The following is a 20,402-nucleotide window of genomic DNA, read 5'->3' on the forward strand; positions in this document are numbered from 1 at the left end:
TATTGACAGCGTTTACATTAAAGAGTAAATTTATCATGTTAGCAATAGCTATATTATGATTTTAGTAAGAAGGGAATTATAATGGAATATCATAAAATTAATCAAACTGATCTGGATAATTTAAGTAAGTTCATTTCAGATCCAGAAAGGTTTATTACTAAACCTACTAAACACTGGGATCATGACCAATTTGGCACAGTCAAAGCTATGCCTGATTTGGTAATTCAACCAACAAGTAATGAAGAGGTAATGAATGTTGTTAAATATGCTAGTGATCATTCAATACCTTTGGTTCCAAGAGGAAATTCAACTGGTTTAATGGGAGCTAACTTGGCTGTTGATGGCGGAATTTCACTGGACATGATCAAAATGAACAAGGTTTTGGAATATGATCCAGAAAGTTTGACCATGACTGTTCAAGCAGGATTGAGATTGAAGGACTTGGACGAATATCTGGCTGATAAGCCTTTCATGTATATGCCTGCTCCAGCCATGCACTGGGCAACTATTGGTGGTAATGTTTCTACCAATGCCGGTGGACTTAAAGCTATTAAATATGGCGTTACCAGAGAGCACATTCGTGAGATCAAAGTAGTTTTGACAAACGGAAAATTATATAAATTTGGCTCCAAAGCAGTTAAATCGTCTTCAGGCTATTCATTGAAAGATTTGATCATTGGTTCAGAAGGAACTTTGGGTGTTGTAACAGAAGTTACAATTCGTTTATACCCAAGGCCTCACAAATCTATTAATGCCATTATTCCATTTCCAACTTTGAATGATGCTATTAGATCAGTACCAGCTATTCTTAAATCTGGAGTTGTACCAACTACTGTTGAGTTTATGGGACGTAAGGTTGTTAAACTCTGGGAAACTTATGCTAAAGACGAGTTTCCGATTAAGCATGGTGACGGCTTTATTATCATTGGAATTGATGCCTTTACAGAAGATGAGTGGAAAGCAGAACTTAACGAAACTTTAGAAGTTGTTAAACCTTTTAAAGCTGAAAAAGCTATCGTTCTGAGTGCTGATTCTGATGAAGCCAAGAAAATCTGGAAATGTCGTGAAGAGTTATTGCTGGCCATTCAAAACTCTACTCCTAAGATGGATGAGATTGATGTTTGTGTTCCAATCAACCACATTCCTGTTGTGTTAGACCGGATTGAGGAATTAGAAAAAGAATTAAACATTAGGATTCCAAACTTTGGTCATGCTGGAGACGGCAACTTACATATTTATCTTTGCTCTGACAATATGTCTGATGAAGAGTATGCTAAAACCAGTGATAAAGTTATTTCTGAATTGTATAAAACCGCTAAATCTCTTGATGGTAATATGTCCGGTGAACACGGAATTGGTTATGCAAGAGCAAATTACTATGAAGACTTTTACGGTAAAGATTATACCGACTTACTACGCAAGGTTAAAAAGTTATTTGATCCTAATTATATTGTTAATCCAGGGAAGATTTTTAAACCTTAACCCGAATTCTAAATCATAGTGTGAATGTAAATTTAATTACTAAAAAAGCTGACAAAGTTAATTTGTCAGCTTTTTGTATGGATGAAAATATTAATACTACTTATCTAACATATATTTTCTCGTCATTGGCAAGTTCTTGCCAGATGGGCCTTTAGTAATTAGATATTGCACGACATCGATGTTGCCAGATTCAAAAGAAGCAGCACAAGCCTGCAAGTATAAATCCCACATGCGGGTAAAGCGTTCACCCATATTCTTTTGGATTTGATCTCGTTTAGCATTAAAATTTTTATCCCAAATTTCTAGTGTTTTTTGGTAATGTCTTCTAAGCATTTCCAAGTCTGTTATTTGCATGTTGTTTTCAACAATATGACCGATGTTTTCGGTTAACCCTGGTACATAACCACCTGGGAAAATGTACTTGTTAATCCAAGCGTTCTTGGCACCACCTTGTTGACGTGTGATGCCATGAATGAGAGCTACGCCATCTTTCTTTAAATATTTTGAAACATCGGCAAAGTATTGACCTAAATTTTCTTTACCGACGTGTTCAAACATTCCTACAGAGGTAATGTAATCCCATTGTTCATTTCCCAACTCGCGGTAGTCTTCTAACTTAACTTCTGCAATATCTTGCAAGTTTTGGTCGTATATTTTCTTTTGCACAAGTTTATACTGCTCTTCACTCAGAGTTACACCAGTTACTTTTAAGCCATATTCTTTGGCAGCAACCAACATTAGAGTACCCCAGCCACATCCAATATCAAGTAATGTCTTTCCTTTTTCAGGATGTAATTTATTTAAAATATGATGGATTTTAGCCAACTGTGCTGTTTCCAGGTCGTCATTTTCATTTTCAAAATATGCACACGAATATGTTAAAGTAGGATCAAGCCATAATTTATAAAAGTCATTACCAATATCATAATGACTTTGAACATCTTTTTCACTTTGTTCTTCAGTGTGTTTTTCTTTAGGTAAAAATTTTCTAAATTTACTGGAACGCATAAAACTTCCGGCGCTTTCATAAGCCCCGCAAATTAGTTTTTGCAAACTGCCCTTAATCTCAATCCTTTTATCCATGTATGCTTCACCAAGAGCCAGTGAAGCATTTTTAGAAATAGCACTTGTCGGAATCTTTTCGTTAAAAATAATCTCTATATTTGGCGTACCGTTTCCGTATACCTCGCTTTTGCCATCCCAATATGTTACTTTGACTGGGAAAGGAAAAGACTTACTTAACATAGCTCTATAAAAACTTTTTTCTAACAATTTTGAAATCCTCCATCTAACTTTTTTACATTTTCATTTTAACACTTGTTCATTGAGCTAATGTTTAAAGAGTAATTTTTTATTTTGGTTGATAATGAAAATTTGGGTTTTGTTCGTAGTCAACTTTATCCCAGGCTTTTTTTAGTTTATTGTCTAACAATGTTTCGTTTTCGTGAGTGAGTTTGATTTTACGGTCAACCATAAATGGCTCCCCGAAACAAACTTCTAAAGGTTTGCGTTTTAATAAACCAGTGAAAGTTAGTGGCCCCTGATAGACTACTGGTACTATAGGCTTGTTTGCTAACTTAGCAATGGCAATTGTGCCGCCTTTCATTTCCGATGAATGCCTAGTACCTGAGGGAAAAATAATTAAAGAATAATTACCTTTTCTCAAGCCATTAATGGGAGTTTTTAAGGCTGAAGGTCCGGGATGTTTACGGTCTACTGGAAATGCATGAGCGTGTTTTAATATGAACCGCAATATCGGGTTTTTAAACAATTCTATTTTAGCCATAAACATGAATTCTTTTGGACTTGCCGCTAAAGCGAATAAAATCGGTTCCCACCAAGTTCTATGTGGTGCTGCTAATATATAGTTGCCTTCGGGAATTCTTTCCTTATGATTAACGTGTAAATGTCCGTTTAATAGCCAAACTATAAAGCGAGCTACCGGACGAATAAAATGATAAAACATAATTTCCTCCAATTGATGTAAAATATTATAACAGAGCTGCGAGAGAGGACAAATTTTTATGGAAAAATTATTGAAAAATGAACGCATTGATTATATGTACAGTGATGATTTAAAAATAATCCAAAACAAATCATCTTTCAGCTTTTCATTAGATACGCTGCTTTTAGCGGCAACTGCAAAAGATTCAATTAAAGATAATTCCAAAGTGGCTGATTTATGTGCTGGCAATTGTGCAGCAACAATGTATATGGCTTATTTTAACCGTGCTAAATATGATGCGGTTGAAATACAAGAAGAAGTGGCTTCACAAGCTGAACGTTCTATATCGCTAAACAATATGGAAAATCGTATCCAGGTTTTTCAAAAAAATGTCAAAGATGCTCCAGTTTTTTTACGAAAAGATTCCTATGATGTGATTGTCGTGAATCCACCTTACTTTAAAGTTGCACAAAATCATAAGGTAAATCCTGATCCAGCAAAGGCTATTGCCCGACATGAAATCTTAATTAATTTGGAAGAAATAATTTTTGTAGCCAGTGCCTTGCTTAAAATGAAAGGCAAATTATTTATGGTTCATCGACCAGAGCGTTTAAATGAAATTGCCTATTTTTGTCTTAAACATGATTTGAGTATTAAGCTTGTACAGCCATATGTTTCTCATCGAGGAGAAAACTGCAATTTAATAATTATTGAAGCAGTTAAGCATACCGGTAGCGATGGTCTGGTATTAAGGGATGCCATTGAGGTACATGATAAAAACGGTAATTATCTTCCTCAAATTCAGCGTATAATCAGAGAAACGGAATCGGATAGAGCAAAAAGGCAAAAGAGTAGGAGATATTATTTTTATGTACTCTTATGCAAAGATAATAGCTTCTATGGTGGCTTTACTGATGATTTATCCAAACGACTAAAAGCACATAATAGCGGCAAAGGTGCCAAGTATACAAAGTCCCGCAGACCGGTTAAACTGCTTTACCACGAAGAGTTTAAAGATAAGAAGTTGGCGCTTAAAAGGGAATATTGGTTTAAGCACCATAACAGATTATGGAAGGAAAGATTTTTAAGAGAACATAAAGTTAACTTTTAACCTTGCATCTTAAACAATAATCTAGTATTATTTTAACGTATGCCTTTATGCATATGTATAAAAAACATCAAGAGCAATCAGTATTTCGGTGCCATACAAATGGTGAAATACTGAAATGACCGCTTGAGAGGATTAAAACCATAGGAGGAAGTTAATATGTCAGTAGTTTCTATGAAACAATTGCTTGAAGCCGGTGTCCACTTTGGTCACCAAACTAGAAGATGGGATCCCAAGATGGCTCCTTATATCTTTACACAAAGAAATGGTATTTATATCATTGATTTGCAAAAAACCATCAAAATGTTAGATGATGCTTATGCATTCGTAAGAGCTGTTGCTCAAAATGGTGGCGTTATTCTTTTTGTTGGTACTAAGAAACAAGCTCAAGATTCAATTGCTGAAGAAGCTACTCGTGCTGGTCAATACTACGTTAACCAACGTTGGTTAGGTGGTACATTGACTAACTGGAAGACTATCCAGAGCCGAGTACAAAGATTAAAAGATTTAAAGAAAATGTCAGAAGATGGCACATTTGATGTATTGCCAAAGAAGGAAGCTTCTCTTTTGACTAAAGAAAAGGATAAATTGGAAAGATTCTTAGGTGGTATTGAAGATATGCCTAGAATTCCAGATGTTTTATTCGTAGTCGATCCTAAAAAGGAAAAGATTGCTGTTCATGAAGCTAATATTTTAGGAATTCCTGTAGTGGCTATGGTCGACACTAACACTGATCCAGATCCAGTTGACGTAGTTATTCCTGCAAACGACGACGCTATTCGTGCTATTCGTTTGATTTCCGGCGCAATGGCTGATGCTGTTATTGAAGGTAAGCAAGGTCAAGATGATGACAATGCTGAAGCGGAAATGGCTAAGGGTGCAGAAGAAAAACAAGCAGATACTGAATCTGATGCAGAAAAAACAGTAGAAGCTGAAGAAACTTCTGACTCAGATGAAGACTAGTTTTAATTATTAATAAGTTTTTATTTGGAAGGAAAAATAATGGCAAACATTACTGCTAAACAAGTAAAAGAATTACGTGACCGTACTGGTGCCGGCATGATGGATTCCAAGAAGGCTTTGGTTAAAGCTGATGGTGATATTGAAAAGGCAATTGACATTTTAAGAGAAAATGGTGTTGCTAAAGCTGCTAAGAAGAGCGGTCGTATTGCTGCTGAAGGTTTGGCCGAATATGCTTTTGAAGGAAATAATGCTGTTGTAGTAGAGATTAACTCTGAAACAGATTTTGTTTCATCTAATGATAAATTTATCAAATTAGTTGATGATGTGACCAAGGCTATTTTAGCGGCTAAACCTGCTAACGTTGAAGAAGCATTAAAATCACCAATGGGTGATTCCACAATTGGCGAGGAAATTACCAATCTTACTGCTGTCATTGGTGAAAAAATCACTTTAAGACGATTTGATCTAATTATTAAGAATGATGATGAAGTCTTTGGTGCTTACAAGCACAACGGCGGAGCAATTGTTGCAGTTGTTACCTTAAAAGGCAACAGTGAGGAAGCAGCTAAGAACATTGCAATGCACGTTGCCGCAATTAATCCAGAATACTTGAACAAGGATTCAGTACCAAAGGCTGATTTTGATCGTCAAAAAGAAGTTTTCACTAAGGAAACTGAAAATGAAGGCAAGCCTGCTAAAATCATACCTAAGATTGTTGAGGGCAGAGTAAACAAGTATCTCAGTGAGATTTGTTTAGTAGACCAGCCTTACGTTAAAGATGGCGATATGACTGTAGCTGAATATGCTAAATCAGAAGGCTGCGAAGTTGTTGGCTACAAACGTTACGAAGTTGGCGAAGGTATTGAAAAGAAGCAAGAAGACTTTGCTGCTGAAGTAAAAGAACAAATGAAATAGATACCATATTTTTTATATATTCAGTTGAAAGCTCTTATCTGTATGGATGAGAGCTTTTTGTTTGCTAAAATTTGGCGAAATCATTGATAAGAAGTGATAACCTTAAAGTAAGGAACTTTCTGCATTTGATAAAGAGAATAATTTTAACAAGAAATGAGGCTTCAATAATGAGAAAACTAGAAGAATTTGACTACATGCTGGATTCATTTGACAGGGATTCTATAAATCTTAATCAGTTAAGATGCGATTTTGTTAATAAATATACCTTGAGCTACATTAAAAATCGAATGAAATTAGACGATTTTGTTGTTGGCAAGGGAAATAAAAATAGCTTTTGCTATCAACTTGAATTTAATTTAGCTCAATTGGGCAGTATAAGAGGTTCAAATTCAAAAAAATTCGGTATTTACTATAGTAAAAAAGGAAATAAGTACATCACAACAAAAGCTTGGAAAAGAAGCAATATTGAAGAATCGTTCAGTGAATTAAAGGATGCCATTATTGAGATAATTAAATTAGGTAAAAAATACAGCAAAGACGCAATTGCAAGAATAGATTCAATTCCATTGACAAGTATTTTTAAATATAAAATTTTGTCTGTTTATTATCCAAACAATTATTTAAACATTTTTTCTAAGAATCCGCTTTCATACTTTCTTTTTCAATTTTATCCAGAATGTAATTTTCAAAAAAGCACGATATTCGAAATGCAAAAGAAGTTAATTGAGATTAAAAATACCAATAAGATTGTTAAGGACTGGACCAACATCGAATATGGTAATTATCTTTACTATTTATTTCCAAAAGTAAAAAAGTTAAACACATCCGACAAACCAAATCAACAAAAAAATAATAATTTCGCTCTTGAAACCCCAGTCAATCCAGAAATTTATAGATATGAGTATAAAAAGTTATATGATAATCCAATAGTAATAGATGTTCAAACCACGAATTACTCTAAACCATCCAAAAAAACAAGATCAAAATACAATAAGGGCAAGACAAATTATTTAGTTAAAGAGCAAAAAAATACTAAATTAGGAAAGGTTGGAGAAAGAATTGTCTATAATTACGAGGTTAGGAATCTAAAAAAGTTAGGAAATTTAAAAGTAAAGTGGCAATCTGAAGTAGATGATTCATTAGGTTATGATATATTATCCTATGAAAAAGATGGAACTCCACGTTATATTGAAGTTAAAACCACAGAACAAAGAAAAAATAATGGTGAGCTTAGTTTTTTTATTTCGCAAAATGAACTGGAAAAAGCAAAAGCTTTGAAAAATTATTGGATTTATCAAGTTTATTTTACTGTTGATAAGCAACCAGTCATAAAACAGTTAAAAGATCCTTTTAAAGAAGACAAGAGCAAATTACAGCCGACTCTTTATTTAGCTCACGTAAAGATTAAAGATAAGAAAAATTAGTTAAATTTTACTTAATTTTTTAAATCTGGTAAAGATTATTTTGGTTTATATATATTTATAATTAATATAAATAAACAATTACTAGATTGATTAAATTGGAGGTATTTATGGGTTTCTGGGTTATGATTTTGGCTTTGATATCTGGAGCATTCCTAATCTATTTTAGTTTTGCTGGTCAGCTTTCAAAGTTAACAAAGAAAATTGCTTTTGTTGCAGGATTCCTACTGATAGTGGGTGCTATTTTCATAGCTACTCCAACTGGAGCCGAATTTGTGATGAAAATTACCTAATTTTAATGAAATCGCTTGCAAAAAATTAGCACCCCGTGTATACTTTAAAACTGCGCTGTTAATTTACAGGGCAGTATTTTTAGTTTTTAATGGAGGCGTGAAAATGGAATTTACTGAGCAAGATTATGAAAATCGTAAAAATTTTGTCAAAGGTTTGTTTTCTTTAGGCGGATTAAGTGAAAGCGGCAAATCAGCTGCTGGAATTTATTTTGACAGCATTGGTATCAAACGAATGAAGATTATTGCAGTAGAAAAAGAAATGATGATAGAACGCAATTATCAGTTCACTGGACATCCATCAGAACAAGATTTCACCAATCTTTATGCTAAAGACACTGAAAAGGTGTTTAAAGAGTTCTTATACCGTTTAATAGGTAAAATGCAAGATGAAAATATTCATTATGCATCAATTGAAAGCTTATACCGTTCAGAATTAGGTGTCTACCTTAAAAAAGAACTAGGTTCTAAAATGATGAACATTTACATTGAAGCGCCTCTTGAAGTTCGCGCTCAAAGAGAATACAAAAAGCAAACAATTGATAACGGTAAAAACTTTACTTTTGAACAAATAATTGAGCGAACCAAAAAGAAGGATCAGTTCAAAATCAAGCATGGAGCACTTAAAGTAAAGGATATAGCAGATATTATTGTTAACAATGACTCTTTTGTAGAAAATGAAAAGCAATATTTAAATATTATGGCAGGATTAGCATCAATAATTAAAAAGTAAAAAAGTTACTTTGACTAATAATGTGTGTGGGAAAAAAGTGCTCTTTGAAGTTAAATTAAAAAATTTCACAATTTAAAAAGACTGACAAATCAACGTTTTATTGACGTGATTTGTCAGCCTTTTTAGTTAGGTTAGAGTTTTTTCCCAGACTCTTTTTGATAAAGATTAATTTTAATTCTCATCAAGAGCTTTGCCATTGGTTTCAATTACATGCTTGATCCAGAAATAAGATTTTTTTGGTGTACGCTTTAACGTACCATTTCCCAAATCATCCATATCGACATACACAAAACCATAGCGTTTTCTCATTTCTCCAGTAGATAAAGAAATCAGATCAATTGGCCCCCACATTGTATAGCCGATACAAGGAATTTTATCAATATTTATTGCATCAGCCATAGCAGAGAGATGTTGACTTAAGTATTCAATGCGGTAGTTATCCTCAACATAACCTTCCTGATTTGGCTTATCAATGGCTCCCATGCCATTCTCTACGATAAAAATAGGCTTTTGTATTCTGTCATAAATCATATTCATAGTATATCTCAAACCTAAAGGATCTAGTCCCCAACCCCAGGGAGTAGTTTTCAAATATGGATTAGGAGAACCACCAACATTGAACCAGTCATCTCCATCCTTCGAAATGTTTGAACGATAATAGCTAAAAGAAATAAAATCGAGCTGTCCTTTTTTTAAAACCTCTTTGTCATCGGGATCCATCTTTATTTCTTTTAGGCTTTTTATTCCATGATGCTGTAAAATTTCATCTGCATATACAGGATAATAACCACGTCCCATAGTATCGATAAAGTACCAATTTTCACGTTGTTCTAACTGATTGTGAAACATATCTTCAGGCTTGCAAGTTGCAGGGTAAGAAGCACTCATTGCATACATTGCTCCAAACTGACTTTTTGGCATCATTTTATGACCTAAGATGACTGCTTTAGCTGATGCAACAAACATATTATGAGCGGCTTGATATCTATCAATTCCACTTGCTTTGTGTACACCCGTAGGACCGAACCCTCGTATAGCGTTAATTTCATTGAAAGTCAACCAATACTTACAACGTTTTCCGAAGTTATCAAAAAGAGTTCGAACATACTTCATGTATAATTCTATTACTTTTCTTGAATTCCACCCATCATATTTTACTGCTAAATTAATTGGTAATTCGTCATGACATATTGTAATTAATGGTTGAATGTTATATTTTTCTAGTTCACTGATTACATTATCATAAAACTCTATTCCTTTTTGATTAGGTGTTTCTTCTTCACCTGTTGGGTATATCCTGCTCCAAGATATTGAAAAACGAAAAACGTTAAATCCCATATTAGCCATAAGTTTAATGTCTTCTTTATAATGATGAAAAAAATCAACTGCATTATGACTAGGATAATACTGATTATCTACAACTAAAGGCTTGGCATTTTCAGGAACATCATCAGCATTCACAAAAGCACTTTTTGGGAAAATTTTTTTACCACTTGATGTAACCATTGTATGATGTCTAGGATTTATTTGGTTGCCATTAGTTTCATAGTCATGTGTAGAAAGTCCACGTCCATTTTCACGATAGCCGCCTTCATATTGAAAGTCTGAGGTTGCTCCTCCCCATAAAAAGTCTGATGGTAATTCTCTTGTCATATTTTTAACTCCTTACGAATTTATTATTGTTCCTACTGAAACTTTTCCAGCATCTTTAAGATGTACTTCTTTACCGTTTGTATTGGTAAAAACTAACATTGTTGTCAAATCATAACCTTGATTTTCAATGTAATTATGATCGACTTTGATAATTGGCTGACCAGCCTTAACCTCATCTCCTTGATGAACGAGTATATCAAATCCCTGTCCTTTAAGATTCACAGTATTAATACCAATGTGAACTAAAATTTCTTCGCCCGTTTTTGTTGTAATTCCAAATGCATGACCAGTAGGAAATAAAGCCGTAACACTACCATTAGCTGGAGAACAAACATAATTACCAGTCGGTTTGAATGCTACACCGTTTCCTAAAGCTCCTGAGGAAAATGCTTTATCATTTACTTGTGACAAAGGCTCTAAATTTCCATCACAAATAGCTACGTATGAACTATTTGAATAATTGTGGCTATCAATTTTTGGCAACTTTTCGTCATTATTATTTTTTTGATCAGTACCTAAGAAAAATGTTACAGAGGCAGCTACAAGAATCGAAGTACCTATTCCCGCAATCATTGCTCCAATAGTATTTTCAAAGATAGGAAGTGCTAGGATATTCGAATATCCCATCACATATGCTTTTGCATTGAGAAGACCCGCGACAAGACCGCCAGCAAAGCCACCGGCCATTACACCATACATTGGTTTTTTATATTTTAAGTTAATACCGTATAAAGATGGCTCAGTTACCCCTGCAACGATTGCTCCAACAGCCAATGACCAAGCTTGACTGCGTAACTTTTTATTTTTGGTTTTTAAGGCAACACCTATATTAGCTCCTCCTTCTGACATATTATGAAGAAGAAAAGCTGGACGAAGAATCGGGTCATAACCAGGATTACTAATTAGCTGTGGCATAAATGGTGATAGAACCGTATGCATTCCGGTCATTACTAACCATGGTAAAATGGATGCCAGCAATCCAACTGCTAAAGGTCCAACTGTCTTACTTAAAAACATAACTATAGAAGCTATAATTTGCCCAAGATAATTTCCTAAAGGTCCAAGAACTAGGAATCCAAGTGACCCTGAAATAAAAATTGTTCCCATACCGACAAAAATTGATTTAAAAATACCTGGAACAATCTTATTCAAATACTTTTCAGCAAAATAAGCTACTATCGATATTAATAGAGCAGGTAGTAATGATGATCCGTAGTTGAGAACTTTTACTTGTAAACCAAAAAGTGACTGTCTTGCAAGATTTGGATTAGCTGCTAATTGACTAACAAGGTCATGAAACGTAGGGTACAATAAAGCTCCAGTAGCCATCATAGCATATGCTTGAGTTCCTCCCAGTTTGGTTGCTGCACCGTATGCTACCATGATCGGCATAAAATAGAAAGGCGCATCTCCTATGGCAGATAAAAGCAAATAGCTAGAAGTTTTAGCAAAGTTTGGATTAATAAATGTAACTATAAGTATTAAAGCAACTTTGAACATTCCTCCTGCTATTAATCCAGGTATCATTGGTGTTACTGAAGCCTGAATAAAATCTAAAATTTTTCCACCAAAATTTTTAAATGTCCATTTTGTCTTTAATGGCTCATCCAAATTTTCGTTAATAGGTGCTTCGGTATTTAAATTAAAATCTTTTACTACTGCATTATAAGTGGGCATTAAATTAGCTCCTAGAATAATCATGTATTGACCTCCAGAGTAAACAGTACCCAGTATTTCGTTTACTTTGGTTAGATCTTCTTTGTTTACTTTGGAAACATCTTTCAAAGTAAATCTTAAACGGGTCATGCAGTGAGTTACACTTTTGATGTTGTTACTTCCACCAACATCATCGATTATGATTTTTGCTAGTTTATGATAGTCCATTTTAACCTCCATTTTTACAAAAGATAAATTTATCAAAAATAATGATATTTATTACAAAAATAGTATCACAAGTTGAAAGCGTTAACAATAGTAAAATGATAAAATATCAAAAATTGTGATAAAATTATTGTTAAGCGAGGAATGTAAATGCAATTAAGTAACTTTTTAAAACCTAATAATGTTGTTTTATCTAAGTCAGATAAAAAAATATATAATGTAGTTCTGAAGTATCCTGCTCATGTTCAATTAATGACAATACAAAAAATAGCTGCTGATGCACATACGTCAGTAGCTTCAGTCCAAAGATATTGTAAAAAATTAGGATACACAGGATTTAAAGAATTCAAATTTCAATTAAAAAATTATTTACAGCAGAGACTTGACTTTAAAAAAAATAATTCAAGTTATTTGTCTAATTATTTGGAAGTTGCTAATAGTTTTAAAAATATTGAAGAACATAAAATAAATAGTCTTGCAGAAGCATTAATCAATTCTGAACACATTTACGTAATTGGAATTTTCTATTCTAGTATTCCAGCAAAACAATTAGCAATGGGAATGCAAGATTTGAATAAAGTCAGTTTTTATACCGATAACTATGTCACTGCTTCTCACTGGGTGGGATTAATTGAGAAAGAAGATACATTTGTTGTATTCTCAGTCAGTGGTAATGACCCTTTTATAAAAAAATATATTTCAGAACCTCTAAGCAAATTATCTAAAACTTACTTAATTACTTTTAATCCAGATACAAAACTAAGAAAATATTTTAAAAATTGTATTGTTTTACCTGGGAAAGCATTTGCCAATAATTCAACAATAGACCCACAGTCACTTTTCTCTTTATTTGTTGAAATGGTAATCGAACACATTGCTCAAAATTAATTTTTATTTTAATTTAAAAAGGTAAGTCAATTTATAATTTATTTACAAATTAATTATTTACTAACCTGTAAAAGAGTGATTTTGCCTTTGACCACCAAATATGAAGATAATATGCTGAGGTAAAGGAAAGTATCCACGTCAGGATCCAGGTGCCAAAAAAGGTAAAGAATGGATGATACATAGCATGATAGCTCATGTTTAGTCCGCGCCAAATTAGTTGATTCCAAAATACATTTGACAAGTATGCCCGATAGGCATAAGTTGCTAAAAAGTGAAAGACTTTCAAGCAAGTTTTCAAGTTGTGTTTAACATTAGCTAAATATAAAGCAGCTATTAATGCAATCACAGCCAAACAGTAAAACATCATTGATGGTTTATAATAAGGCGCATTGGTCAAGAGAACTGGATGACCAAAGCCGTGTAATTCAAAATTAGTCCAGAAAAAACAAACGGCAAATGCTACCAAAATTAGCCACCAGAACCGGTATAGAAATGAATTAACATAACCTCTAAGTTGCCAGGCTAATACACCATAAATGCCGTAAATAAAGAAAGAAGTAAAGATTCGATCTAACAAATACCAATTTTTTTCATGGGGACCGTGAAAAACGTAAATATCGTAAAACTGCAACCATGCAAAATAGAGAACAATTGTAATAAGAGCAACCATAGCACCTCGTTTGACATTTGTGCCAACAAAACTGCTAATTTTCCAAAATATAGGCATTAAAATAATAAATTGCAACATCATGGTGTTGTACCAAAGATGCGGTGCAGCATTACCATTAACAAATTGCCAACAAAAAGAAGCAAAACTATTAAATTTACTTATCTGCTGCAACCAGGGCATTCCCAGCAAGTAGATTAAAGTCCACCAAAATGTAGGCACAAATAAATTTGACCAGCTTGATTGCATATGTAGCTTGTAAGAAAAAGAACCAGCTAAATCATTTATTCGAATTGTTGAGTATAAAATGCCGAAAATAAATGCAGGAGCGGTATATTTGACTAAGTTATATGCAATTCCAAAAATATCTTGTGTATGAAAAGGTTGGCCAACGCCCATAATTAAAGACATGATTGGTTGCGCCATAACGGCTGTACAGGCAAATACTTTTAAATAGTCACCTATGTCTGCAATCTTGAATGATTCACATGAATATTTTTCCATTTTCTGATTTAAAAATTCCTTATCTTTCTGGTTATATTTTAAAAAAGTTTCAGGTTTGGTAGTGATATTTTCTATTATAAAACTGAAAAAAATGATAGCAAATTTGCCAATAACTCAAATAAGACTTTTCAAACTTATTAATTTAGTTATATTATTTAATATGAAAGCTTTCTCATTTCAGACAGTATCTATTTTGGTTTAAAAGTAAGGAGATAAAATGTTATCAAAAAGAAATGACTATGACTTAGTTATAGTTGGCTCGGGATTATCTGGTCAAGCAGCGGCTGCTGCCTCTGTTGAAAAAGGCTTAAACACATTAGTGGTTGAAAAAGGTCGAACAACTGGTGGATCTGGAAATTACGTGGAAGGAATATTTGCTGTAAATAGTAAAATGCAGCAAAGACAAGGAATCAATCTCTCTGAAATAGAGATTTTGCATGAAGAGCAACAATTTTCTCATTTTGAAGCAGATACAATGATATGGAAAGATTACATTGCTCAGTCTGCTAAAAATGTTGAATGGCTAAATAATATTGGAGTAAAATTCGATGGTGTTGCAACACTTGGTGCAGGACTCAACACTTGGCATATGTTTAAAGGCTTAGGTAACCACGCCATTCATGATTCCCTGCAGCCGTATTCTGAGAAAAACGGTGTAGAATTTATCACCTCAGCTTCAGTAGTTAAACTTGTACAAGATAACATTGGAAATATTACCGGCGTAATCATTGAAGATTTTGAAACCAAAAAACAAAAAGAAATTAAGACTAAAGCAGTAATACTGGCTACGGGCGGTTACTTAAATAACAGAAAAATGCTTTTGAAGTATTTCAATTCTAATGCAAATAGAATTATTCCTATGAACTCTGGGAAAAGTGATGGTTCCGGTCTTCAACTAGCATGGAATGCTGGAGCTAAAAAGTTTGGAATGGGGATGGCGATGATGTTTGGAGGACAGATAAAAGAGGATACTGTACCTTCATATAAATTTTGGAAAACAGATATTGGTATAGCCAGTTGCGAAATGGCTCCGCTATGGGTTAATGAAGTTGGGGAGAGATTCGTTGACGAGAGTGTTTTTAGAATATGGGCACACGCTGGGAATGCAATTATCAGGCAAGAAAAGGTATACGCAATATTCGATCAGTCTATCTTAGATGAATTTGCCGATAAAAAATTACCTAGGAGTCTAAAACCGCTTTCTGATCGTACTAGACTGGATAAGTTGAGAAGTATGATTTCTAAAGCCGAAAAAAACCACCTGTCATTCTTGACTAAAGCTAATTCTATTGCTGAGTTGGCTGAAAAACTACACCTGCCTAAATTAGAAAACACGGTTCTACGATATAACCAGTTAGCACTTATAGAAAAAGATGAAGATTTTGAAAAACCAGCAAATTACCTCAAAGCTATTCAAAAGGGTCCATTTTATGCTTTTGAAATAGGAGTAGGAGCATACTGTACTATGGGTGGTTTGAAGGTAAACCGCAAAAATGAAGTTTTAGATGAGAATGGTCGACAAATATCTGGCTTATATGCTGTTGGATCTGACGCCTCAGCAGTTCTTGTGGGTGATACCTATGGTGTAAATGTTCCTGGTTCTGAAGCAGGGTATTGCATATACTCAGGAAGAGTAGCTGTAGATAAAATTGCCAATATTGTTAACCAAAAATAGGATTTAATAAAAAAGACTAATAGTAGGTGTTAATAGCAAAATTTGAAGCTAATTAGCCATCGGTCTATTAGTTTTTTATCTCTCTTTTTTGGGAATAATAAATTTTAACTTTTCTGTTTTTTCAACTTTTTAGGTAATGCATACAATAAATTTGATACAGTGAATTGGCTACGTCAAATGCATGTGCTACTCTACAAGTGCGATTTTTACAATTTCTTTTTTAACTTTTATTTCATCTGACTATTCAGAAACCAAATTAGCAATTAAACAGCTAGGTAATTTTTTAATTCGCGTGTCAAATAGTTGTTTAAGATGAATATTTGAGATAATGTAATAAAGTTATTTGCAATAGTTAATATGAATTGTGTGAAAGAGTGTAATGAAAAATTATTTAAGTATTGATATCGGCGGAACTGAAATTAAATTTGCAAAATTAGATTATGCAGGAAATATAATCGAAAAAGACAAAATTGATACTGTTAAAAATAAAACTGAGTTTTTGAAAAAAATAGATCAAATTTTAAAATGTTATATTTCAGATATTAAAGGCTTAGCTTTTTGTTCTCCTGGGAAAATTGAAAACACTAAAATCAGATTTGGCGGTTCATTACCTTTTTTGGACGGAATTGATTTTGCCGAAATTTATGGTAAAAAGTATAGGATTCCGGTAGCGGTAATAAATGATGGCAAGGCCAGCGTTTTAGCAGAAAATTGGCTAGGCAGTTTGAAGGGTGAGTCAAATTGTGCTGCAATTACGCTCGGAACCGGCGTTGGCGGCGGTATTATAATTAACGGTCATCTATTGCGAGGCTCACATTATCAAGCAGGTGAATTAAGTTTTATGATTAGTAATTTATCCCGCCCTAAAAATATGGCAGGTGCCGTTGGTAGTAATGGTTCAGGCGTGAATTTTGTTAAAGCAATTAATCGTAAAATTAATCATCAAAATGAAAATGACGGATTATATGCTTTTGATGCCATTAAGTCCGGTAAAAAAGAAGCCGTTAGAATTTTTAATGACTATTGTTTAAAAGTGGCAACTTTAATTCTTAATATTCAAACAGTAGTAGATTTAGATAAAATAGCTGTCGGTGGGGGCATAAGTGCACAACCAATTTTAATTTGCGGTATCAATAAAGCTTATGATAAGCTGGTTAATGATTATAACTCGATTATTGGTGATACTTTGACTAAACCGGCAATTATTTCTGCTCACTTTAGGAACGATTCAAATTTGTATGGATCTCTTTACAATTTATTACTTCAAATTAATAAAGAAAATAAATATTAATTTTAGCAAAATCTCGAAGTAGATAACTTTGAGATTTTTGCTTTCTCCATTTACTTTTTTGCCCAAAAATTTTTTTAAGAAATTTCTCTCTTTTATTTCTAAGTCCACATTTGCCCTCTTTATATGGTAGAATAACTAAAGTTAATAGAGGAGGTTGTCATGACTAAAGTTAAGTATAAGCGAATAGTTTTGAAAATTTCTGGTGAAGCTTTGGCTGGTGATGAAGGAACTGGTATAAATCCTACAGTTATTAGTCATTTAGCAAAAGAGATTAAATCTGTTCACGATTTGGGAGTTGACATTGGTATCGTTTGTGGTGGCGGTAATATGTGGCGCGGGGAAACTGGCGCAAAACTAGGGATGGAACGCTCACAAGCTGATTATATGGGAATGCTTGCTACCATAATGAATGGGTTAGCTCTTCAAGATGGCTTGGAACATGTAGGTGTACCAACTAGATTGCAAACATCAATTGAAATGAGGCAAATAGCTGAACCATATATTAGGAGAAAGGCTATTCACCACATGGAAAAAGGACGCGTAGTTATTATGGGTGGCGGCACAGGTAATCCATATTTTTCTACTGATACGACTGCTGCTTTAAGAGCTGCGGAAATAGGTGCTGACGTGATCCTAATGGCTAAAAATGGAGTTGACGGAGTTTACTCCGCTGATCCAAAAGTTGATCCGCATGCCAAAAAATACAGTGAACTTTCACAACTAGATATTATTTCTAAAAACTTAAAAGTCATGGACAGAACAGCAAGCTCACTTTCAATGGATACCAACATTCCTCTAATCGTATTCAATGTTAATACTGAAGGCAATATTAAAAAAGTGGTATTGGGTGAGAATATTGGAACAGTAATCGGAGGAAAAAACAATGAATAATGACGCAATCAAAAAAGCTCAAGATAATATGAAGAAATCAATTACTGTTTTTCAAAAAAACTTGAGCTCTATTCGTGCTGGTGTTGCTAACGCAGCTTTACTAGATGGAGTAAAAGTTGATTATTACGGCGCGCCAACCCCCTTGACGCAAATGTCTAGCGTGACTATTCCTGAGCCACGCGTGTTATTAATTACACCTTATGATCAAAATAGCCTTGATGATATTGAACATGCACTCTTAGCGTCCAATTTAGGTTTGACTCCTGCAAATGATGGTAAGGTCATTCGCCTTGTTATTCCACAATTAACTGGTGAAAGGCGTCAAGAAATTGCCAAAGAAGTCAATAAAATGGCTGAAGAAAGTAAAATTGCAATTAGAAATGTTCGTCGTGAAGCTATGAATAGTCTCAAAAAACAACAAAAAGACGATGAAATTACTGAAGATGAACAGCGCAATTTGGAAAAGAAAGTGCAAAAAGTCACTGACGATGCTACCAAACAGATTGACCAAATTGCAGAAGAAAAACGTAAAGAGATTACCCAGGGCTAATTAAATGGCTGATAAAAAAAATCAATTAAACCATTTAGCTATTATTATGGATGGTAATGGTCGTTGGGCAAAAAAACAAGGCAAACCACGAATTGCTGGTCATTACGAAGGCATGAATAACGTGGAAAGAATAACTTTGGCAGCTAATCAATTAGGCATCAAAGTTTTATCCTTATATGCGTTTTCTACTGAAAATTGGGGTAGGCCTAAAGAAGAAGTAGCATATCTAATGAACTTACCTGTACGCTTTTTTGATAAGTTTATGCCCACCTTAATGAAAGAAAATGTCAAAGTGAACATTATGGGCTATTTAAACGAGTTACCTTCTAAGACCTATGATGTAGTGCAGCGAGCAATGGCTGAAACAGCTAATAATAGTGGCTTAATTTTGAACTTTGCTTTTAATTATGGTTCCCGAAGAGAAATTACTACGGCAGTAAAAGAAATTGCTACTCTTGTTGAAACGGGTAGTATTACAAGTGATGAAATTTCTGAAAAAATGATTTCTCAGAGATTGATGACTGCAAGTTTTGGTAAATACAGTGATCCAGACTTATTGATCAGAACATCTGGTGAACAAAGAATTTCTAATTTCATGCTATGGCAATTAGCATATTCAGAGCTTGCTTTTAGTAAGAAAAACTGGCCTGATTTTACTAGAGCAGATCTAGAAAAATTTGTTATTGATTTTCAAAATCGTCATCGACGTTTCGGTAAAGTCGATGAATCGGATAGTTAGGTAAATATATGAAACAACGTGTAATCACAGCAGTTATTGCTTTAATTTTATTTATTCCTATCGTCATTGCTGGCGGGCTTTGGATGGATTGGCTCACCGTTTTGTTTGCGGCCGTTGGTATCAGTGAATTCTTTTTAATGAAAAAACAAATATTGGTTTCAGTAAACTTTCTACTAGCTTTACTTGCTACTATTGTTTGGGCAGTTCCTGATAGTTTTCTCAGGTCAATGCCGTTTCATTGGACAAAATATGGCATCTATTTTGCCTTGATAATGTTAATGTTGACGTGGACAGTTTTAACTAAAAATAAAACTACTTTTGATGATGTAGCGGTTTATACCTTAGGCTCATTATATGTTGGAACCGGCTTTCATTACATGGCAAGTATCAGAAATGCTGACAATGGACTTGCACTTCTTTGCTATGTTTTTGTTGTAGTCTGGTTAACAGATACCGGGGCCTACATGATTGGTCGTAAAATCGGTAAACATAAGTTGTGGCCAGTAATCAGTCCTAATAAAACCTGGGAAGGTTCAATTGGTGGCACAATTTGCGCTGTAATTTGTGCAGCAATTTATGTTTACTTTGTGAACTTGAAACATGCGCAAGTTGAAATGATCATTTTCGCTTTTGTATTATCAATTGTTGGACAAATGGGTGACTTGGTTGAATCGGCTTATAAGAGATACTATGGTGTGAAAGATTCGGGCAAGATATTGCCAGGACATGGTGGAATCTTAGATCGCTTTGACAGCATGCTCTTTGTTTTACCTGTTTTTGCTGCTTTGATGGGAATCATGCACTAG

19 protein-coding genes are annotated in these 20,402 nt (G+C 34.0%); 14 read left to right on the plus strand and 5 right to left on the minus strand.

Annotated features, from left to right (window positions below):
* The first annotated feature begins 81 nt into the window (after positions 1–81).
* A complete protein-coding gene (locus LDM92_RS00815) occupies positions 82–1,482 on the plus strand; it encodes an FAD-binding oxidoreductase (protein ID WP_198179029.1) in 1,401 nt (466 codons plus the stop codon).
* Between the two features lie 96 nt (positions 1,483–1,578).
* On the opposite strand, the gene LDM92_RS00820 is transcribed toward LDM92_RS00815, so the two are convergent.
* On the minus strand, positions 1,579–2,754 hold the full coding sequence (locus LDM92_RS00820; protein WP_223901619.1) for an SAM-dependent methyltransferase: 1,176 nt from the start codon (positions 2,752–2,754) through the stop codon (positions 1,579–1,581).
* Positions 2,755–2,833: 79 nt separating this feature from the next.
* On the minus strand, positions 2,834–3,448 hold the full coding sequence (locus tag LDM92_RS00825; RefSeq protein WP_223901620.1) for a lysophospholipid acyltransferase family protein: 615 nt from the start codon (positions 3,446–3,448) through the stop codon (positions 2,834–2,836).
* A gap of 58 nt (positions 3,449–3,506) precedes the next feature.
* Between LDM92_RS00825 and LDM92_RS00830 the strand changes: the two genes are divergently transcribed.
* The 6 genes from LDM92_RS00830 (at position 3,507) to LDM92_RS00855 (ending at position 8,857) form a co-directional block, all read left to right on the plus strand.
* Complete coding sequence (locus LDM92_RS00830; RefSeq protein ID WP_223901621.1) at positions 3,507–4,538, plus strand: GIY-YIG nuclease family protein; 1,032 nt, start codon at positions 3,507–3,509, stop codon at positions 4,536–4,538.
* Between the two features lie 156 nt (positions 4,539–4,694).
* Entirely contained in the window at positions 4,695–5,498 is an 804-nt protein-coding gene (gene rpsB / locus LDM92_RS00835; RefSeq protein ID WP_109586409.1) for a 30S ribosomal protein S2, read from the plus strand.
* Between the two features lie 39 nt (positions 5,499–5,537).
* Positions 5,538–6,413 carry a translation elongation factor Ts gene (tsf, locus tag LDM92_RS00840; protein ID WP_223901622.1) on the plus strand — a complete coding sequence of 292 codons (876 nt, stop codon included), beginning with the start codon at positions 5,538–5,540 and terminating at the stop codon, positions 6,411–6,413.
* A gap of 167 nt (positions 6,414–6,580) precedes the next feature.
* Positions 6,581–7,837: a protein NO VEIN domain-containing protein gene (locus LDM92_RS00845; RefSeq protein ID WP_223901623.1), complete on the plus strand. Its 1,257-nt coding sequence runs from the start codon at positions 6,581–6,583 to the stop codon at positions 7,835–7,837.
* Between the two features lie 107 nt (positions 7,838–7,944).
* The gene (locus tag LDM92_RS00850) at positions 7,945–8,127 is read left to right on the plus strand and encodes a hypothetical protein (RefSeq protein WP_223901624.1); all 183 of its coding nucleotides are present in this window, start codon (positions 7,945–7,947) and stop codon (positions 8,125–8,127) included.
* A 103-nt stretch (positions 8,128–8,230) separates the two neighbouring features.
* Entirely contained in the window at positions 8,231–8,857 is a 627-nt protein-coding gene (locus LDM92_RS00855) for a nucleoside/nucleotide kinase family protein (protein WP_223901625.1), read from the plus strand.
* 171 nt (positions 8,858–9,028) lie between these two features.
* On the opposite strand, the gene LDM92_RS00860 is transcribed toward LDM92_RS00855, so the two are convergent.
* Together LDM92_RS00860 and LDM92_RS00865 are read right to left on the minus strand one after the other, a co-directional pair.
* Entirely contained in the window at positions 9,029–10,510 is a 1,482-nt protein-coding gene (locus LDM92_RS00860) for a glycoside hydrolase family 1 protein (RefSeq protein WP_223901626.1), read from the minus strand.
* Positions 10,511–10,522: 12 nt separating this feature from the next.
* On the minus strand, positions 10,523–12,394 hold the full coding sequence (locus tag LDM92_RS00865; protein ID WP_223901627.1) for a glucose PTS transporter subunit IIA: 1,872 nt from the start codon (positions 12,392–12,394) through the stop codon (positions 10,523–10,525).
* A gap of 147 nt (positions 12,395–12,541) precedes the next feature.
* Between LDM92_RS00865 and LDM92_RS00870 the strand changes: the two genes are divergently transcribed.
* Positions 12,542–13,279, plus strand: a complete 738-nt coding sequence (locus LDM92_RS00870; protein ID WP_223901628.1) for a MurR/RpiR family transcriptional regulator — start codon at positions 12,542–12,544, stop codon at positions 13,277–13,279.
* A gap of 49 nt (positions 13,280–13,328) precedes the next feature.
* Here the strand turns inward: LDM92_RS00870 and LDM92_RS00875 are convergent, their stop codons facing one another.
* Positions 13,329–14,450 (minus strand): acyltransferase family protein, encoded by a 1,122-nt coding sequence (locus LDM92_RS00875; protein WP_223901629.1) that lies wholly within the window; start codon positions 14,448–14,450, stop codon positions 13,329–13,331.
* 217 nt (positions 14,451–14,667) lie between these two features.
* On the opposite strand from LDM92_RS00875, the gene vprA reads away from it, so the two are divergent.
* From vprA to LDM92_RS00905, 6 genes are all read left to right on the plus strand, one after another.
* Positions 14,668–16,125: a vinyl phenol reductase gene (gene vprA / locus LDM92_RS00880; RefSeq protein WP_223901630.1), complete on the plus strand. Its 1,458-nt coding sequence runs from the start codon at positions 14,668–14,670 to the stop codon at positions 16,123–16,125.
* A gap of 379 nt (positions 16,126–16,504) precedes the next feature.
* On the plus strand, positions 16,505–17,416 hold the full coding sequence (locus LDM92_RS00885) for an ROK family protein (RefSeq protein ID WP_223901631.1): 912 nt from the start codon (positions 16,505–16,507) through the stop codon (positions 17,414–17,416).
* A 159-nt stretch (positions 17,417–17,575) separates the two neighbouring features.
* A complete protein-coding gene (pyrH, locus tag LDM92_RS00890; protein WP_045928215.1) occupies positions 17,576–18,307 on the plus strand; it encodes a UMP kinase in 732 nt (243 codons plus the stop codon).
* Positions 18,300–18,857: a ribosome recycling factor gene (gene frr / locus LDM92_RS00895; RefSeq protein ID WP_045928214.1), complete on the plus strand. Its 558-nt coding sequence runs from the start codon at positions 18,300–18,302 to the stop codon at positions 18,855–18,857. The genes pyrH and frr overlap by 8 nt, the downstream gene beginning before the upstream one ends.
* 4 nt (positions 18,858–18,861) lie before the next feature.
* Positions 18,862–19,596: an undecaprenyl pyrophosphate synthase gene (uppS, locus tag LDM92_RS00900; RefSeq protein ID WP_223901632.1), complete on the plus strand. Its 735-nt coding sequence runs from the start codon at positions 18,862–18,864 to the stop codon at positions 19,594–19,596.
* 8 nt (positions 19,597–19,604) lie between these two features.
* Positions 19,605–20,402: a phosphatidate cytidylyltransferase gene (locus tag LDM92_RS00905; RefSeq protein WP_223901633.1), complete on the plus strand. Its 798-nt coding sequence runs from the start codon at positions 19,605–19,607 to the stop codon at positions 20,400–20,402.

Source organism: Lactobacillus laiwuensis, from assembly GCF_019972835.1.
Taxonomy (GTDB): Bacteria; Bacillota; Bacilli; order Lactobacillales; family Lactobacillaceae; genus Lactobacillus; species Lactobacillus laiwuensis.

Coding starts and splice junctions, on each gene's coding strand:
- LDM92_RS00815 (WP_198179029.1), top strand. CDS start 82: ATGGAATATCATAAAATTAATCAAACTGATCTGGATAATTTAAGTAAG.
- LDM92_RS00825 (WP_223901620.1), bottom strand. CDS start 3,448: ATGTTTTATCATTTTATTCGTCCGGTAGCTCGCTTTATAGTTTGGCTA.
- LDM92_RS00830 (WP_223901621.1), top strand. CDS start 3,507: ATGGAAAAATTATTGAAAAATGAACGCATTGATTATATGTACAGTGAT.
- rpsB (WP_109586409.1), top strand. CDS start 4,695: ATGTCAGTAGTTTCTATGAAACAATTGCTTGAAGCCGGTGTCCACTTT.
- tsf (WP_223901622.1), top strand. CDS start 5,538: ATGGCAAACATTACTGCTAAACAAGTAAAAGAATTACGTGACCGTACT.
- LDM92_RS00845 (WP_223901623.1), top strand. CDS start 6,581: ATGAGAAAACTAGAAGAATTTGACTACATGCTGGATTCATTTGACAGG.
- LDM92_RS00850 (WP_223901624.1), top strand. CDS start 7,945: ATGGGTTTCTGGGTTATGATTTTGGCTTTGATATCTGGAGCATTCCTA.
- LDM92_RS00855 (WP_223901625.1), top strand. CDS start 8,231: ATGGAATTTACTGAGCAAGATTATGAAAATCGTAAAAATTTTGTCAAA.
- LDM92_RS00860 (WP_223901626.1), bottom strand. CDS start 10,510: ATGACAAGAGAATTACCATCAGACTTTTTATGGGGAGGAGCAACCTCA.
- LDM92_RS00865 (WP_223901627.1), bottom strand. CDS start 12,394: ATGGACTATCATAAACTAGCAAAAATCATAATCGATGATGTTGGTGGA.
- LDM92_RS00870 (WP_223901628.1), top strand. CDS start 12,542: ATGCAATTAAGTAACTTTTTAAAACCTAATAATGTTGTTTTATCTAAG.
- LDM92_RS00875 (WP_223901629.1), bottom strand. CDS start 14,450: ATGGAAAAATATTCATGTGAATCATTCAAGATTGCAGACATAGGTGAC.
- vprA (WP_223901630.1), top strand. CDS start 14,668: ATGTTATCAAAAAGAAATGACTATGACTTAGTTATAGTTGGCTCGGGA.
- LDM92_RS00885 (WP_223901631.1), top strand. CDS start 16,505: ATGAAAAATTATTTAAGTATTGATATCGGCGGAACTGAAATTAAATTT.
- pyrH (WP_045928215.1), top strand. CDS start 17,576: ATGACTAAAGTTAAGTATAAGCGAATAGTTTTGAAAATTTCTGGTGAA.
- frr (WP_045928214.1), top strand. CDS start 18,300: ATGAATAATGACGCAATCAAAAAAGCTCAAGATAATATGAAGAAATCA.
- uppS (WP_223901632.1), top strand. CDS start 18,862: ATGGCTGATAAAAAAAATCAATTAAACCATTTAGCTATTATTATGGAT.
- LDM92_RS00905 (WP_223901633.1), top strand. CDS start 19,605: ATGAAACAACGTGTAATCACAGCAGTTATTGCTTTAATTTTATTTATT.